This window comes from Rhabdaerophilum sp. SD176, assembly GCF_030143245.1.
Lineage (GTDB): Bacteria > Pseudomonadota > Alphaproteobacteria > Rhizobiales > Beijerinckiaceae > Rhabdaerophilum.
This window is the reverse complement of sequence record NZ_JARJNS010000002.1, coordinates 325,615-339,757: the sequence shown is the minus strand read 5'-3', so window position 1 is coordinate 339,757 and position 14,143 is coordinate 325,615. Positions and strand designations below refer to the sequence as shown.

Below are 14,143 nucleotides of genomic sequence, written 5' to 3'. Positions count from 1 at the left end.
TGGCATGAAGCATCCTGGACGCAAGTCGATCGGGTTCCAGCTTGTCCTGGCGGCACGGCTGCACCGGACGCGCATGGCGACGCTGCTCGGCGAGATTGGCCTCTTCCCCGGCCAGGAACAGGCCTTGCAGATCCTTGCACAATATCGTGACGGCATGTCGATGGGCGACCTTTCGCGCACGCTGCATGTTCGGCCGCCGACGGCGTCGAAAACCATCGCCCGGCTGGCGGCGCAGGGCCTCGTCGAACGCGACGCCAAATCGGCCGATGGCCGTGTCGTCCGCGTCCGGCTGACCGAGGCCGGGATCGACAAGCTCGAGAAGATCGACGCCGCGACGCTCCAGCTTGAGGGCGAGATCTCCGATATCTTCGACAGCAAGGAAGCCAAGCGGCTGCGCAAGTCCCTGCGGCGCATCACCCGGCAACTGGGTGACCAGCTTGATCCCGAGCAGGAGGCCGAAGCCCTTGCCGAGGACGAGGCGGACGACACCGACTAATCCTTCCGGCAAGGTGAAATCCTGCCGCGCCCGGTTGAATTGTCTTGTCCGTCAGGCTCTAGTGGAGCCAACGCCGCCAGAATGAAAGGCGGACAGAGCATTCAAGGGAGAATTCGGGTGTCCGATTTTGAAATCCTGATGACCGGCCCGGTCATGGCCTTGATCCGGGAAGGTCTTGAGGCGCGCTTTACCGTGCACAAGCTGCACGAGATTGCCGACAAGGAAGCCTTCTTCGACAGCCATCGCGACAGGATCCGCGGCATGGTCGGCGGTTCGGGCCATGGCAAGATCGACGGGGCGCTGATGCAGCGTTTTCCCAATCTCGGCATCGTCGGCAATTTCGGCGTCGGCTATGACAGCGTCGATGCGGCCTGGGCCGGGCAGAACGGCATTGTCGTCACCAACACGCCGGATGTCCTGACCGACGAGGTCGCTGACCTCGCCCTCGGCCTGCTGATCGCCACGATCCGCCGCCTGCCGCAGGCCGATCGCTATCTCCGTGACGGACGCTGGGTCAAGGAAGGCCCCTTCCCCCTCACAGCCTCGCTGCGCGAGAAGAAGATGGGTATCCTCGGCCTCGGCCGGATCGGCTCGGCCATCGCGCAGCGCGCCGCCGCTTTCGGGCTGAACCTGTCCTATCACAGCCGCAATCCGAAGGCGGACATCCCCTATCGCTATTACGGCGACCTGGTCGAAATGGCGCGCGATGTCGATATCCTGATGGTCATCGCCCCGGGCGGCCCGGGCACCAAGGGCATCGTCAGCCGCGCGGTGATGGAAGCCCTTGGCCCTGCCGGAACGCTGGTCAATGTCGCTCGTGGCACGCTTGTCGATGAGCCGGCCATGGTGGAACTGCTCGCCTCCGGCAAGCTGGGTGCCGCCGGTCTCGATGTCTTCGAGAACGAGCCGCATGTGCCCGAGGCCTTGTTCGGCATGGAGAATGTCGTGCTGCTGCCGCATGTCGGCTCGGGCTCGCATTACACCCGGAACAAGATGGGCCAGCTGGTTGTCGACAACATCATCAGCTTCTCGGAGGGCAAGGGCCCGCTGACTCCGGTCGCCGAGACACCCTGGCCGATCGGACGCTGACACAAAAAGGGGAGCCGACGGCTCCCCTTTTTGTCTCGTTCAGGCGATCTGGCCGCCGAGTTCGTCCTCGATATGCACCTTGAGGATCTCGTCGAATGTCGCTTCGGCCCGGAAGCCGAGGGCGGCTGCGCGCTTCGCATCGAAATTCCGCGGCCACCCCGCGACGATCTTCTCGATCACCGGATCGGGCTGGCGCCGGATGCGCGCGACGACCTTCTCTCCGCCGACGCGCCGCAAGGCCTCGATCTGATCGCCGACCGTGCAGGACAGACCCGGCATCGTCAGGTTGCGCCTCGGGCCGACCTTGGCCGTATCGATCGTCGCGGCATGGACGAGGAACCCGACCGCCGCGCGCGGCGAGGCATGCCAGTGCCGAACCTCCTCGGAGACCGGGAGCACCGCTTCCTTCCCCGCCAGCGGCTCGCGGCAGATATTGGAAAAGAAGCCCGAGGCCGCCTTGTTGGGCAGGCCGGGCCGAACGCAGATCGTCGGCAGGCGGATGCCGATGCCATCGAAAAATCCCTTGCGGCTGTAATCCGCCAGCAGCAGCTCGCCGATCGTCTTCTGCGTGCCGTAGCTGGTCAGCGGCGTGTTGAAGAACTCGTCGCCGATAGCCTCGGGGAACGGTGAGCCGAAAACCGCGATCGACGAGGTGAAGACGACGCGGGGGTGATATCCGTCGCCGATCCGCCGGATCGCATCAAAGAGCATCCGCGTACCATCGAGATTGATCCGGTAGCCCTTCTCGAAATCCGCTTCCGCCTCGCCCGAGACAATGGCGGCGAGATGGAAGATGACATCCGGCCGCGAGGCCACAAGGCGCTCGGCCCCGCCTGGCAGGGAAAAGTCGGAGGCGAGGCATTCCACCTGGAATGGTGCCCCCTTGGGCGCATGGGGCATGACGATATCATGCAGCACCACCCGGCTGACGGGGATGCCGCCAAGGCGCCCGTCCCGGGCGAGCCGTTCGACCAGCTTCCGTCCAACCATCCCGGCGCCGCCGAGGATCAGGATCTTCATAGCGCAAAGCCTCCATCTGCAAGGTGAATCTGGCCGGTCGTGTAGCTGGCTTCATCCGAGCCGAGATAAACCGCCAGCATGGCGATCTCTTCCGCCGTCCCGAGACGGCCCATCGGCTGGCGGTCGATGAAGGCCTGCCGCACCGCTTCGAGGCTCTGGCCGCTGGCCTTGGCCTGATCGGCGATGCGCTGATCGAGCGAGGGCGACTGGATCGTGCCCGGGCAGATCGCATTGGCGCGAATGCCCTTCTTGATGAAATCCGCCGCGACAGCCTTGGTCAGGCCGATGACCGCGGCCTTGGTCGCCCCGTAAACATAGCGGTTCGGGATGCCACGCACCGAGCCGGCGCCCGAAGCGATGTTGACGATCGAGCCCCGTCCCTTTTCCAGCATGCCCGGCAGGAAGGCCTTTGTCATGCGGTGCATCGACTTCACATTGAGGTTGAAAGAGAATTCCCAATCCTTGTCATCGCAGTCGAGGATGGTGCCGTGGTGCACGAAGCCGGCCGCGTTGACGAGGATATCGATCGGCCCAACCTTCTCCGCAAATCGCGCCACGGCCTTGTCGCTCAGCACGTCGAGCTTCATCTTCCGGGCCCGCGGGATTGCATCCAGCGCCGCCCGGTTGATGTCGGTGGCGAAAACCTGCGCGCCTTCAGCCACGAATGCCATGGCAATGGCTTGCCCGATTCCCGCCCCCGCCGCGGTGACGACCGCAACCTTACCTTTCAAACGCCGTGCCATGTGTCTTCCTCCTACCGGCCCCTGAAGAAGGACTCGAGGCGAGCCCTCTGTTGGCCGTTGCTGTCGAAATTACCGGGATCGAGCCAGGCCTCGTAGCCGGCGCGCAAGGCGGGCCATTCCGGGTCGATCATCGAAAACCAGGCGGTATCGCGGTTCTCGCCCTTGGCCACCATGTGCTGGCGGAACAGCCCCTCATAGGCAAATCCGAACCGCAACGCAGCGCGTTTCGAGGGCTCGTTGCGGTCATTGCATTTCCATTCGAACCGACGGTAGCCAAGCTCGTCAAACGCGTAGGCGGCAAACAGGAACAGCGCTTCGGTGGCTATCCGGCTGCGGGCCATGGCCGGCCCCCAGAGGATCGACCCGATCTCGATCACCCCATGGGCCGGGTCGATCCGCATCAGGGTCTGACGGCCCTCGACGCGGCCAGTGGCCTTGTCGATCACCACGAAGAACAGCGGATCCTGCGAGGCCGCACGCCCCTCGAGCCAGACCTGGAAAGGGGCCCGCTCCATCGGCGCCTCGAAGAGATAGCGGTGCCGCTCCTCGGCACCGGGCGCCATCGAGGCAGCGAAGAGCTGGTCGCCATGCCGGGCAGCATCAAGCGGCTCCAGCCGGCAATAGCGCCCCTCGAGGACGCGGCGCTCCGGCAGCGGGCGGGGTGTCCAGCGGGCAAGGTCGCTCATGATGTCAGCTCCGGTCCTTCAGGAAGAACGACCTCAAGCGTCTCGCCAGGTCGAAGTTCGGCCCGCAATGCGACGGCAATCGCCTCGCCCTCCTGGCGCCACGCGTCGAAATCGTCCCGGCTCGCAAAAGCGGAAGCCTTGGGATCATCCTCGTCGAAGATCGAATCGAACGCGTCCATCCAGTCCTCGATCCGGTCCGCCAGCGGCTCGCTGAACCCCGCCTCCTCCACGCTGACGGCGTCATACGCGCCATCCGCCGGATCGCGGACCCACAGGCCGGATTGCCCGAGCCATTCCGGCATCAGCCGGAACTGGCGCGGAAGCCTGTCGGACTTGCCCGCCATGGCTCAGTGATTGTCCCGTGGCGTGCCATGGGTGCGGACGATCCGCTTGTACTTGACTGCCGGCTTGAGAACCATGCCTTCGGCCAGCCCGCCCACCAGCTTGCGCTGGATGTCCTGCCATGGCGACTGGCTGCGCGGATATTTGTAGCCGCCATTGGCGGCCAGCTCGGCGCGGCGACGATCATATTCCTCCTTGGAAATCAGGATATCGGCCGACCGCTTGTTCAGATCGATCCGCACCCGGTCCCCCGAGCGGAGAATGGCGAGGCCGCCTCCGATCGCCGCTTCCGGCGTCGCATTGAGGATCGAGGGCGATCCCGATGTGCCGGATTGGCGGCCATCCCCGATGCAGGGCAAGGCGGTGATGCCCTTCTTGATGAGATAGGCCGGCGGCCGCATGTTCACGACTTCGGCCGCGCCGGGATAGCCGATCGGGCCCGTGCCGCGCATGAAAAGCACGGCATCCTCGCCCATCTTCAGGGCCGGATCGTCGATGCGGTGATGGTAATCCTCGGGCCCGTCGAACACGAAGGCCGTGCCCTCGAAGGCCATGGGGTCCTTCGGGTTCTCGAGATAGCGCTTGCGGAATTCCTCCGAGATCACGCTCGTCTTCATGATCGCACTGTCAAACAGGTTGCCGGACAGGTTGAGGAAGCCGGATTTCGCCCGGAGAGGCTGCTTGAACGGCCTGATCACGTTCCGGTCGGACGCGAACTTGCCCTTGTTGTTGGCGCCGAAGGTCTTGCCGTTGACCGTGAGCGCATCCTCGTGGATCAGCCCCTCGGCGATCAGCTCTGCCGCCACGGCCGGCACGCCGCCGGCACGGTGATATTCCTCGGCGAGATATTCGCCAGCCGGCTGCAGGTTGACGATCAGCGGAACCTCGTAGCCGATCTTCTCCCAGTCGCCATTATCCAGCGGGACGCCGAGATGACGGGCGATCGCGTTGAGATGGATCGGCGCATTGGTCGAGCCGCCAATGGCAGAATTGACCCGGATCGCATTTTCGAAAGCCTTGCGCGTCATGATCTTCGACGGCTTCAGATCTTCCCAGACCATCTCGACGATACGCTTGCCGGTCTCATACGCCACCTGCTGGCGCTCGCGATAGGGCGCCGGAATCGAGGCCGAGCCGGGTAGCGACATCCCAAGCGCCTCGGCGAGGCTGTTCATGGTCGAGGCGGTCCCCATCGTGTTGCAATGGCCGGTCGAGGGCGCCGAGGAGGCAACCAGCTCCACGAACTGCTCGTAGTTGATCTCCCCTGCCGCCATCATGTTGCGGGCCTTCCAGACGATCGTGCCAGAGCCGGTCCGCTCGCCCTTGAACCAGCCATTGAGCATCGGGCCGGCATTGATCGAGATGGCCGGGATATCGACCGTGGCCGCTGCCATCAGGCAGGCAGGGGTGGTCTTGTCACAGCCCGTCGTCAGCACGACGCCGTCGATCGGATAGCCGTAGAGGATTTCGACGAGGCCGAGATAGGCGAGGTTGCGGTCCAGCGTGGCCGACGGCCGTTTGCCGGTTTCCTGGATCGGGTGCACCGGAAATTCCAGCGCGATGCCGCCCGCCTCGCGGATGCCCTCGCGGATCCGCTCCGCCAGCACGATATGGTGCCGGTTGCAGGGCGAAAGATCCGAGCCGGTCTGCGCGATGCCGATGATCGGCTTACCCGATTGCAGCTCCTCGCGGGTCAGGCCGTAATTCAGGTAACGCTCGAGGTAGAGCGCCGTCATGTCGGGATTGGACGGGTTGTCGAACCAGTCGCGGGAGCGAAGCCGCGCGATCTTCGCCTTCGTGGGTTTCTTCGCCATCTCGTGCCTCCCTGGACGGCGGGTTGCCCCCGCCGCGTCGACGCGGCCGACAATCTCGCCGGCAGCTATCGTATGATGATTGATCTTGTCCGCAAGATCGCTCACGATGACGGCAAAAATCAAGCGCGTCCCGTCGGGATCGTGCAGATATTTTCAGGGGCCCGGAAACAGGAAACTGCCATGCTCGATATCGTGCCGTCCTTCGCCCGCATCGGCGAGGAAAATGCCTTCGCTGTGCTCGCCCGCGCCACCGAACTGGCGCGCCAGGGCCGCGACATCATCAATCTCGGGATCGGCCAGCCGGACTTCCCCACTCCGCCGCATATCGTCGAGGCTGCCATCAAGGCGCTGCGCGACGGCCATCACGGCTATACGCCGGCCACCGGCATCCTGCCCTGCCGCGAGGCCGTCGCCGCCGACCTGCATCGCCGCTTCGGCGCGACCGTCTCGCCCGACCGGGTGATGATCGTGCCCGGCGGCAAGGTGACGATGTATATGGCCATCACGATGTTCGGCGAGCCGGGCGTCGAGATCCTGTATCCCGATCCCGGCTTCCCGATCTATCGCTCGATGATCGAGTTCACCGGCGCCACTCCGGTTCCGGTGCCGATCCGCGAGGAAAACGGTTTCGCCTTCTCGGCCGAGGAAACGCTTGGCCTGATCACCCCGCGCACGCGCCTGCTGATCATCAACTCGCCCGCCAACCCGACCGGCGGCGTCACCCCGAAAGCCGAGATCGACAAGCTCATCGCCGGTCTCGCCCGGTTCCCCCGCGTGGCGATCATGTCGGACGAAATCTACGACCAGATGACCTATGATGGCGAGGAGCATGTCACCCTGCTCTCCTATCCGGAGATCCGGGACCGCCTGATCCTGCTGAATGGCTGGTCGAAGACCTATGCCATGACAGGCTGGCGCATGGGCTGGTCGGTCTGGCCGGAAGCCGCCTACGAGGCCGCGCGCAAACTCGCGGTCAATTCCTATTCCTGCGTCAACGCCCCGGCGCAATGGGCAGGCATCGCCGCACTCACAGGCCCGCAGGATGCCGTGGCCTCGATGCTGGCCGAATTCGACCGCCGCCGGAAGGCCGTCGTTGCCGGGCTCAATTCCCTGCCCAATGTCACTTGCCTGACACCGAAGGGGGCCTTCTATGCCTATCCTAATGTCAAGGCGACCGGCTGGAAGGCCAAGAAGCTCGCCGCGCAATTGCTGGAGGAAGCGGGGGTCGCCACGATTGGCGGGCCCGATTTCGGGGTGCATGGCGAGGGCTATATCCGGCTCTCCTACGCCAATTCGCTCGAGAATATCGAGCGTGCGCTTGCGCGGATGCAGCAATTCCTGGAAACCGTCCGGCCACCCGCCTGAAGGGATAACAAGGCTGTCGCGAGACCGACCGGAGGAACGATGAGCGAGTTTTTCGATTCGGTGGAGACCCGTGCCCCGGAGACTCGGGAACTCGGCCTCCTTGGAGATCTGCGCGATCTCCTCGCCTGGGCGCGGCCGGCCGCGCCGCATCTCGACCGCCAGCTCGCGGGGATCGATCTCGCAAGCCTGACCGAGAGGGCCGCCCTTGCACGGATTCCGGTGCTCAGGAAGGGCGACCTCCTCGGCATGCAGGCCGTTGCCCCGCCCTTCGCCGGGCTGACCACCACGCCGCCGGGCCAGTTGAAGCGGCTGCTCATGTCGCCGGGGCCGATCTTTGACCCCGAAGGCTATGCCGCCGATTGGTGGGGCGCCGGTCGCGCCCTTTTCGCGGCCGGATTCCGCAAGGGCGACATCGTGCTGAATACGTTCAGCTATCACTTCACGCCGGGTGCCCATATCATGGAATCCGGCGCCCATGCGGTCGGCTGCGCCGTGATTCCCGCCGGCCCGGGCCAGACCGAGATGCAGATTGAGGCCATCGCCGCGCTGAAGCCGAACGCCTATTGTGGCACGCCGGATTTCCTCAAGATCCTGCTCGAAAAGGCCGAGGAAGCCGGCAAGCCGGCGCTCTCGCTCCGCAAGGCGCTGGTTTCCGGCGCGGCCTTCCCGCCAAGCCTCCAGCAGGCCATCGCGGCGAAGGGCATCGAGGCCTATCAGGCCTATGCGACGGCCGATCTCGGAATCATTGCCTATGAAACCCCGGCCCGTGCCGGGCTTGTCATCAATGAGGGTATCCTGGTCGAGATCGTCCGCCCGGGCTCGAATGACCCCGTGCCCGATGGCGAGGTCGGCGAGATCGTCGTCACCCGCCTGAACCGGGACTACCCGCTGCTGCGCTTCGGCACGGGCGACCTCTCGAAAATCCTCGACGGCGCCTCGCCCTGCGGCCGCACCAACCGTCGTCTCGCCGGCTGGATGGGCCGGGCCGACCAGCGCACCAAGGTCAAGGGCATGTTCGTCGACCCGGCCCAGGTCGATGCCGTCGCGCGGAAGCATCCCGGCCTCGGCCGCATGCGGCTTGTCGTCCGGCGCGAGAACGAACAGGACGCGATGGTCTTGCGCGTGGAGACGGCACAATTCGGCGAGGACCTTGCCATCGCCATCGGCGAGGCACTGCGAGCCGCGACCAACCTGAAGGGCGATGTCGAATTGGTGCCGCTCGGCTCGCTTCCGAATGACGGCAAGGTGATCGCGGACGAACGCCCTGTCGGCTGAGCGGCCCGGGCCCGCCTTTCGACAAGAATCGACCGGGCAACGAGAAGCCCCTTAACAAATTCACGCATCGCGTTATGTGATGCGGGCATGAACAAGCCTGTGATCCTGCCTGCCGCCACGGCCAACGAGGCCGAGATGCGCCGCATCCGCCTTCCCGAAGGCCACCCGCCTGTCCGCAAGGGCAAGGTCGGAGTGCTCCTGCTCAATCTCGGAACGCCGGACGGGACCGATTACTGGTCGATGCGCCGCTATCTGAAGCAGTTCCTGTCCGATCGCCGCGTGATCGAGGTGCCGCGGCTGCTCTGGTGGCCGCTGCTGAACCTGATCATCCTGACGACGCGCCCCGGCCGCAAGGGCAAGGACTACGCCACGATCTGGAACAACGAGCGGAACGAAGGCCCGCTGAAGACGATCTCGCGCGAGCAGGCCGAGCAGCTGGCCGCCCGGTTCAGCGGCGAGGACAAAGTCATCGTCGATTTCGCGATGCGCTACCAGAACCCGAGCACCGAAAGCCGGATCCAGGCCCTGAAGGACCAGGGCTGCGATCGTATTCTCTTTGTGCCGCTCTACCCGCACTATGCCGCGGCGACCACGGCTACTGCCTGCGACGAGGCCTTCCGCGCCCTGATGAAGATGCGCTGGCAGCCGGCGGTTCGCGTGGCCCCGGCCTATGCCGACGAGCCGGTCTATATCGAGGCGCTGGCAAGGTCCGTGCGCGAGCATCTCGCCACGCTCGACTGGGAACCGGAAGTGCTGGTCGCGACCTTCCACGGCATGCCGCAGAAATATCTGGAGAAGGGCGATCCCTATCATTGCGAGTGCCAGAAGACCGGCCGTCTGCTGCGTGAGGCGCTGGGCTGGGAAAAGGACCGGTTCCGGATCACCTTCCAGTCACGCTTCGGCAATGATCCCTGGCTCCAGCCTTATACCGACGAGACGGTAAAGGCGCTTGCCGAATCCGGCGTGAAGAAGCTGGCCTTGGTCGCGCCGGGCTTCTCGGCCGATTGCCTCGAAACGCTTGAGGAACTCGACGGCGAGAACCGCGAGATCTTCGAGCATGCTGGCGGCGAACATTTCACCTATATCCCGGCGCTGAATGCCAGCGCGGGCGGGATCGACGTGATCGAGGCCGTCACACGGCGGGAACTGATGGGCTGGCTCTGAGCCAGCCCGCCGGCTTCAGGCTTCCCCCGAGGCCAGGAATCGCGCCGCAGCGCGTTGCACCGAAGGCGCCATCAGGATCCTGCGATGCCCGAAGCCGGGCACTGGCAGCAATTGCACCTGCGGCCCGGCCGAGGCCAGCTTCTCGGCATCCGAGAACGGAATTTCCCGATCATCCGGTGCGTGGATGACAAGGGTGGGAATCTGCGTCCCGGCGAGGTAGGCCCGGCCTGAAAAGCTGGCCATCGGCCGCCCTGCCAGTTCGAGTACGCGGTTCTCGAACGCATGATGCCCTTTCTGCGTCAGGCCGACAGCGCGGGAAAACGCCTCGCCATAATCCTGCATCGCATCCGGTGCCGCCACGGTCACGAGGCGTTCGCAGGGCAGGGCCGGAAAATTCTCGACGCCGCCTGCCACCGCCGCCATGGCGATCGCGCCGCCGAAAGAATGGCTGACAATGCCCGCCAACGGCAGGTGATCCCGCACGACCGCACTGACCGCCTCCACCGCCAGCGGCACATTGAGCTGCCGCCCGCCGGAGCCGCCATGAGCCGGAAGATCCAGCGCGAGCACGCGGAACCCCTCCGCCAGCAGCGGCTCGACGAAGCCGCCCATGAAGATCGCCTGCCCGGTCCAGCCATGGATCAGCAGCACCGTGCCGCGGGCGTCACCATCGGGCTCGAACGTGAAGCTGCGGACATAGCCCCGGCAATGGCCGACGATCCGCGTCTCTGCCCGCTCGAACAGCGTCAGGGCCTTGCGAATCGCCGGGCTGCCCGGGTCGACCCGGGCATGGCCGATCGGCGTGCAGAAAAGGCGGAAAGCGAGGCGTCCGGTCATGCGCGGCGAGAGCGCGCTCGACAGACGGATGACAGGACGGATGACCTTGAGCGCAGGGTATGCCATGGTGACGGCCTCAGCTTGTTTGTTCAATGTTGAACATTATTGTTCAACCCTGAACAAAGTCAAGCCACCTTTCCGTGCCTGCCGAACCGTTTTCCGAATCTGCCATGACAGAACCGCCGAAATCCGATCTCCCCTGGGACCGCCCGCGCTTCAGGAACTGGCTCGCCGTCGCCCGGGTGCATTCCCTCTGGGCGCAACGCATGGCACAGGCCCTGCAGCCGCTCGGCTTGCGCATGGCGCAGTTCGATATCATGGCGAACCTGCTCTACGAGCCGGGCATGACGCAACAGCGGCTGGCCGAGAAGCTCTTTGTCGGCCGCTCGAACCTTTCCATGGCCCTGCCGGATCTCGAGGCGAGCGGCTGGGTCCGCCGGGATGCGGATGCAGAGGATCGCCGCGTCCGCCGACTCTATCTCACCGCCGAGGGCGAGGCATTGGCGCGGCAGGCCCTTGCCGAGGAAACAACGCTGCTCGACGAGATGATGCAGGTCCTCACCGATGAAGAGTGCAATCTTGTCGGCACGCTGATGCGGCGCCTCGGCGACAGCCTCAAGCAGGGCGTCATCGTGAAGCCGTCATCGTAATGTGAGGAAACCCGCAGCGTGTGCCGGCGCACTTGTGTGATGTTCGACAAAAGGCGATCAGGGGCACGCTGAAGCTCTGGGCCAGCAAGGAGAGGTTCCGTCATGATTTTCGATACCGGGCAGATTGTGGCCCTGATCTTCCTCGTTTTCGCGATCATCACGCTGGCCGCGATGGTTCGTCAGGTGCCGCAGGGGCGGCATTACACGGTCGAGCGGTTCGGCCGCTACAGCCGGACGCTTACCCCCGGGCTCGGCCTCGTCATTCCCTATATCGAGACCGTCGGCGCCAAGGTCGTCATGATGGAGCAGGTGCTCGACGTGCCGACGCAGGAAGTCATCACCAAGGACAACGCGACCGTGCGCGCCGATGGCGTGCTCTTCTACCAGGTCGTGGATGCCGCGCGGGCCACCTACCAGGTCGCACAGCTCGATTATGCGCTCCTCAACCTCACGATGACCAATATCCGCACCGTGATGGGCGCGATGGACCTCGATTCGCTTCTCTCGCATCGCGATGAGATCAATGTCCGCCTGCTCTCCGTGGTCGATGCCGCGGCCTCGCCCTGGGGCGTCAAGGTCACCCGCATCGAGATCAAGGACATTGTCCCGCCGGCCGATCTGGTCGGCGCCATGGGCCGGCAGATGAAGGCCGAACGCGAGCGGCGGGCGGCCATCCTCGAGGCCGAGGGCGCCCGTCAATCGGCCATCCTCAAGGCCGAGGGCGAGAAGCAGGCCCAGATCCTCGCGGCGGAGGGCCGCAAGGAAGCCGCTTTCCGCGACGCAGAAGCGCGCGAACGTCAGGCCGAGGCGGAAGCCAATGCGACCCGCGCCGTCTCCGAGGCCATCGCCAAGGGCGACACGGCCGGCGTGAATTACCTGATCGCCGAGAAATATGTCGCGGCCTTCGCAAAACTGGCCACTGCGCCGAACCAGAAGGTCGTGATCATTCCTGCCGAGATGGGCGGGTTGGTCGGCACGTTGGGCGGCATCGCGGAACTGGCGAAATCCGCCCTCGGCAATGGCGGCGGCTCCGCCGGCGGCGAATCGCAGCGGCGGCCCTGGTCGGACAAGGGTAGCAAGGAGTAAGCCGCGATGCTCTATCTCGGTATCCCCGCGATCGCGGGCTGGCTCGGGCTCGGCATGATCCTCATCGCGGTGGAGATGCTTGTGGCCCCGGGCTCCTACCTGCTCTGGGTCGGGCTGGCAGCCCTCGCCATGGCGCTGGTTTCCATGCTGGCTTCGCTCGGCCCGGGCATGGAGATGGTGCTGTTCGGCATCCTCGCGCTTGCAGCGGCAATGGTCGGCGTGAAGGTCTATGGCTCCCGCCGGCGCAACACCGCCAATGCGGGGCTGGACGACCCCGCAGCCGGCATGGTCGGGCGCGAGCTTTCCCTTGTCAGCGCCATCGAGAACGGTATCGGCCAGGTCCGCTTCGGCGATTCGATCTGGCGCGTCTCGGGGCCGGACCTGCCGGCCGGGACGCTGGTGGAAGTGAAGGCGCTGGACGGGGCAACCCTTGTTGTGGTGCCGAAGGACGGGCCCACGCCTGAAGCCACCTGAGCATCGCCTTCAGGCGACGCCGATCCGCAGCAGGTCATGCACATGCACGATGCCGACCGGTTTCTGGCCGGCATCAACCACGAAGAGCGCAGTGATCTTGCTCTTGTTGAGCTGGTCGAGCGCCTCGACAGCCAGCATCTGCTCGCGCACGACACGCGGGTTGCGCGTCATCACCTCTGTCACAGGCACCGTCGTGAGATCCGGCCGCATATGACGGCGCAGGTCCCCGTCGGAGATCACCCCGGTCATCCGGCCTTCGCCGTCAACCACCGCCACGCAACCGAACCCGCGCGAGCTCATCTCGACAATGGCCTCGCCCATCCGCACGGTTTCGGCAATCCGCGGCACCGCCTCGCCCCTGTGCATGATGTCCCGGACATAGGCCAGCTTCGCCCCGAGCTTGCCGCCGGGATGGAAGGTGCGGAAATCCTCCGGCGTGAAGCCGCGTGCTTCCAGAAGCGCCACGGCAAGCGCATCGCCGAGAGTGATCTGCATGGTGGTGGAGGTCGTGGGCGCGAGGCCGTTCGGGCAGGCTTCCTCCACCTTCGGCAGGACGAGCGCGATATCCGCCTCGACGGCGAGGGTGGATTCAGGGTTCGACGTCAGTGCCACAAGGCCGACGCCGTAGCGCCGGGAATAGGCGATGATATCGGAGAGTTCCGCCGTCTCGCCGGACCAGGACAAGGCAAGGATGACATCCTCGTTGCGGATCATCCCGAGATCGCCATGACTTGCCTCGCCGGGATGGACGAAATGCGCGGCGGTACCGGTCGAGGCGAAAGTCGCCGCGATCTTGCGGCCGACATGCCCGGATTTCCCCATGCCGGTCACGATCACGCGGCCGGTTGCCGAGGAGATCAACCGGACCGCCTCGGAAAAGGCCTCGCCCATCCCGTTCTCGATCGAGGCGCGCAGCGCGTCCAGCCCGGCAATCTCGGTCCGGATGGTCCGCAAGGCGCTGGCGCGCGCGCCATCAAGCGGATGGGTCATGGTTATGCTCCCCGTCAGGCCTGAGTCCGGACGAGGCAGAAAGTGCCCAGACGGAAACCAAGCGTTAACCCTCTCTGTTTACTTCCTATCAAGGGTTGGACCGATGTCCGGA

At 65.2% G+C, this 14,143-nt stretch carries 15 protein-coding genes; 8 read left to right on the top strand and 7 right to left on the bottom strand.

Annotation, left to right across the window (positions count from 1 at the left end; genetic code table 11):
- Positions 1-4 precede the first annotated feature (4 nt).
- Positions 5-496, top strand: a complete 492-nt coding sequence (locus tag P0652_RS05385; protein WP_284177743.1) for a MarR family winged helix-turn-helix transcriptional regulator — start codon at positions 5-7, stop codon at positions 494-496.
- A 117-nt stretch (positions 497-613) separates the two neighbouring features.
- Positions 614-1,585 carry a 2-hydroxyacid dehydrogenase gene (locus tag P0652_RS05380; RefSeq protein ID WP_284177742.1) on the top strand — a complete coding sequence of 324 codons (972 nt, stop codon included), beginning with the start codon at positions 614-616 and terminating at the stop codon, positions 1,583-1,585.
- Between the two features lie 39 nt (positions 1,586-1,624).
- On the opposite strand, the gene denD is transcribed toward P0652_RS05380, so the two are convergent.
- From denD to P0652_RS05355, 5 genes are read right to left on the bottom strand one after another with little or no spacing between them, the layout of a single operon-like run.
- Positions 1,625-2,605 carry a D-erythronate dehydrogenase gene (denD, locus tag P0652_RS05375; RefSeq protein WP_284177741.1) on the bottom strand — a complete coding sequence of 327 codons (981 nt, stop codon included), beginning with the start codon at positions 2,603-2,605 and terminating at the stop codon, positions 1,625-1,627.
- Positions 2,602-3,348 carry an SDR family oxidoreductase gene (locus tag P0652_RS05370; RefSeq protein ID WP_284177740.1) on the bottom strand — a complete coding sequence of 249 codons (747 nt, stop codon included), beginning with the start codon at positions 3,346-3,348 and terminating at the stop codon, positions 2,602-2,604. Before P0652_RS05370 ends, denD begins: the two co-directional genes overlap by 4 nt.
- 11 nt (positions 3,349-3,359) lie before the next feature.
- A complete protein-coding gene (locus tag P0652_RS05365) occupies positions 3,360-4,034 on the bottom strand; it encodes a GNAT family N-acetyltransferase (protein ID WP_284177739.1) in 675 nt (224 codons plus the stop codon).
- Positions 4,031-4,378, bottom strand: a complete 348-nt coding sequence (locus P0652_RS05360) for an immunity protein CdiI family protein (RefSeq protein ID WP_284177738.1) — start codon at positions 4,376-4,378, stop codon at positions 4,031-4,033. Before P0652_RS05360 ends, P0652_RS05365 begins: the two co-directional genes overlap by 4 nt.
- 3 nt (positions 4,379-4,381) lie before the next feature.
- Positions 4,382-6,190 carry an IlvD/Edd family dehydratase gene (locus P0652_RS05355; RefSeq protein WP_284177737.1) on the bottom strand — a complete coding sequence of 603 codons (1,809 nt, stop codon included), beginning with the start codon at positions 6,188-6,190 and terminating at the stop codon, positions 4,382-4,384.
- A gap of 180 nt (positions 6,191-6,370) precedes the next feature.
- Here P0652_RS05355 and P0652_RS05350 point away from each other — a divergent pair, with 180 nt between their 5' ends.
- The 3 genes from P0652_RS05350 (at position 6,371) to hemH (ending at position 9,994) form a co-directional block, all read left to right on the top strand.
- Positions 6,371-7,555, top strand: coding sequence for a pyridoxal phosphate-dependent aminotransferase (locus tag P0652_RS05350; protein ID WP_284177736.1), 1,185 nt, complete (start codon positions 6,371-6,373; stop codon positions 7,553-7,555).
- Positions 7,556-7,594: 39 nt separating this feature from the next.
- Positions 7,595-8,830 (top strand): phenylacetate--CoA ligase family protein, encoded by a 1,236-nt coding sequence (locus tag P0652_RS05345; RefSeq protein ID WP_284177735.1) that lies wholly within the window; start codon positions 7,595-7,597, stop codon positions 8,828-8,830.
- A 135-nt stretch (positions 8,831-8,965) separates the two neighbouring features.
- Complete coding sequence (hemH, locus tag P0652_RS05340) at positions 8,966-9,994, top strand: ferrochelatase (protein ID WP_284178016.1); 1,029 nt, start codon at positions 8,966-8,968, stop codon at positions 9,992-9,994.
- A gap of 15 nt (positions 9,995-10,009) precedes the next feature.
- Here the strand turns inward: hemH and P0652_RS05335 are convergent, their stop codons facing one another.
- Positions 10,010-10,897: an alpha/beta fold hydrolase gene (locus P0652_RS05335; RefSeq protein ID WP_284177734.1), complete on the bottom strand. Its 888-nt coding sequence runs from the start codon at positions 10,895-10,897 to the stop codon at positions 10,010-10,012.
- A 104-nt stretch (positions 10,898-11,001) separates the two neighbouring features.
- On the opposite strand from P0652_RS05335, the gene P0652_RS05330 reads away from it, so the two are divergent.
- From P0652_RS05330 to P0652_RS05320, 3 genes are all read left to right on the top strand, one after another.
- Positions 11,002-11,481, top strand: coding sequence for a MarR family winged helix-turn-helix transcriptional regulator (locus P0652_RS05330; RefSeq protein ID WP_284177733.1), 480 nt, complete (start codon positions 11,002-11,004; stop codon positions 11,479-11,481).
- A gap of 102 nt (positions 11,482-11,583) precedes the next feature.
- A complete protein-coding gene (locus P0652_RS05325) occupies positions 11,584-12,567 on the top strand; it encodes an SPFH domain-containing protein (RefSeq protein WP_284177732.1) in 984 nt (327 codons plus the stop codon).
- Between the two features lie 6 nt (positions 12,568-12,573).
- Complete coding sequence (locus tag P0652_RS05320) at positions 12,574-13,041, top strand: NfeD family protein (protein WP_284177731.1); 468 nt, start codon at positions 12,574-12,576, stop codon at positions 13,039-13,041.
- Between the two features lie 9 nt (positions 13,042-13,050).
- On the opposite strand, the gene P0652_RS05315 is transcribed toward P0652_RS05320, so the two are convergent.
- Positions 13,051-14,031 (bottom strand): KpsF/GutQ family sugar-phosphate isomerase, encoded by a 981-nt coding sequence (locus tag P0652_RS05315; protein ID WP_284177730.1) that lies wholly within the window; start codon positions 14,029-14,031, stop codon positions 13,051-13,053.
- Positions 14,032-14,143: the final 112 nt, after the last annotated feature.

Excerpts from the sequence above, each read along its gene's own strand:
- P0652_RS05385 (WP_284177743.1), top strand. The coding sequence starts at position 5 with ATGAAGCATCCTGGACGCAAGTCGATCGGGTTCCAGCTTGTCCTGGCG.
- denD (WP_284177741.1), bottom strand. The coding sequence starts at position 2,605 with ATGAAGATCCTGATCCTCGGCGGCGCCGGGATGGTTGGACGGAAGCTG.
- P0652_RS05370 (WP_284177740.1), bottom strand. The coding sequence starts at position 3,348 with ATGGCACGGCGTTTGAAAGGTAAGGTTGCGGTCGTCACCGCGGCGGGG.
- P0652_RS05365 (WP_284177739.1), bottom strand. The coding sequence starts at position 4,034 with ATGAGCGACCTTGCCCGCTGGACACCCCGCCCGCTGCCGGAGCGCCGC.
- P0652_RS05360 (WP_284177738.1), bottom strand. The coding sequence starts at position 4,378 with ATGGCGGGCAAGTCCGACAGGCTTCCGCGCCAGTTCCGGCTGATGCCG.
- P0652_RS05355 (WP_284177737.1), bottom strand. The coding sequence starts at position 6,190 with ATGGCGAAGAAACCCACGAAGGCGAAGATCGCGCGGCTTCGCTCCCGC.
- P0652_RS05350 (WP_284177736.1), top strand. The coding sequence starts at position 6,371 with ATGCTCGATATCGTGCCGTCCTTCGCCCGCATCGGCGAGGAAAATGCC.
- P0652_RS05345 (WP_284177735.1), top strand. The coding sequence starts at position 7,595 with ATGAGCGAGTTTTTCGATTCGGTGGAGACCCGTGCCCCGGAGACTCGG.
- hemH (WP_284178016.1), top strand. The coding sequence starts at position 8,966 with ATGCGCCGCATCCGCCTTCCCGAAGGCCACCCGCCTGTCCGCAAGGGC.
- P0652_RS05335 (WP_284177734.1), bottom strand. The coding sequence starts at position 10,897 with ATGGCATACCCTGCGCTCAAGGTCATCCGTCCTGTCATCCGTCTGTCG.
- P0652_RS05330 (WP_284177733.1), top strand. The coding sequence starts at position 11,002 with ATGACAGAACCGCCGAAATCCGATCTCCCCTGGGACCGCCCGCGCTTC.
- P0652_RS05325 (WP_284177732.1), top strand. The coding sequence starts at position 11,584 with ATGATTTTCGATACCGGGCAGATTGTGGCCCTGATCTTCCTCGTTTTC.
- P0652_RS05320 (WP_284177731.1), top strand. The coding sequence starts at position 12,574 with ATGCTCTATCTCGGTATCCCCGCGATCGCGGGCTGGCTCGGGCTCGGC.
- P0652_RS05315 (WP_284177730.1), bottom strand. The coding sequence starts at position 14,031 with ATGACCCATCCGCTTGATGGCGCGCGCGCCAGCGCCTTGCGGACCATC.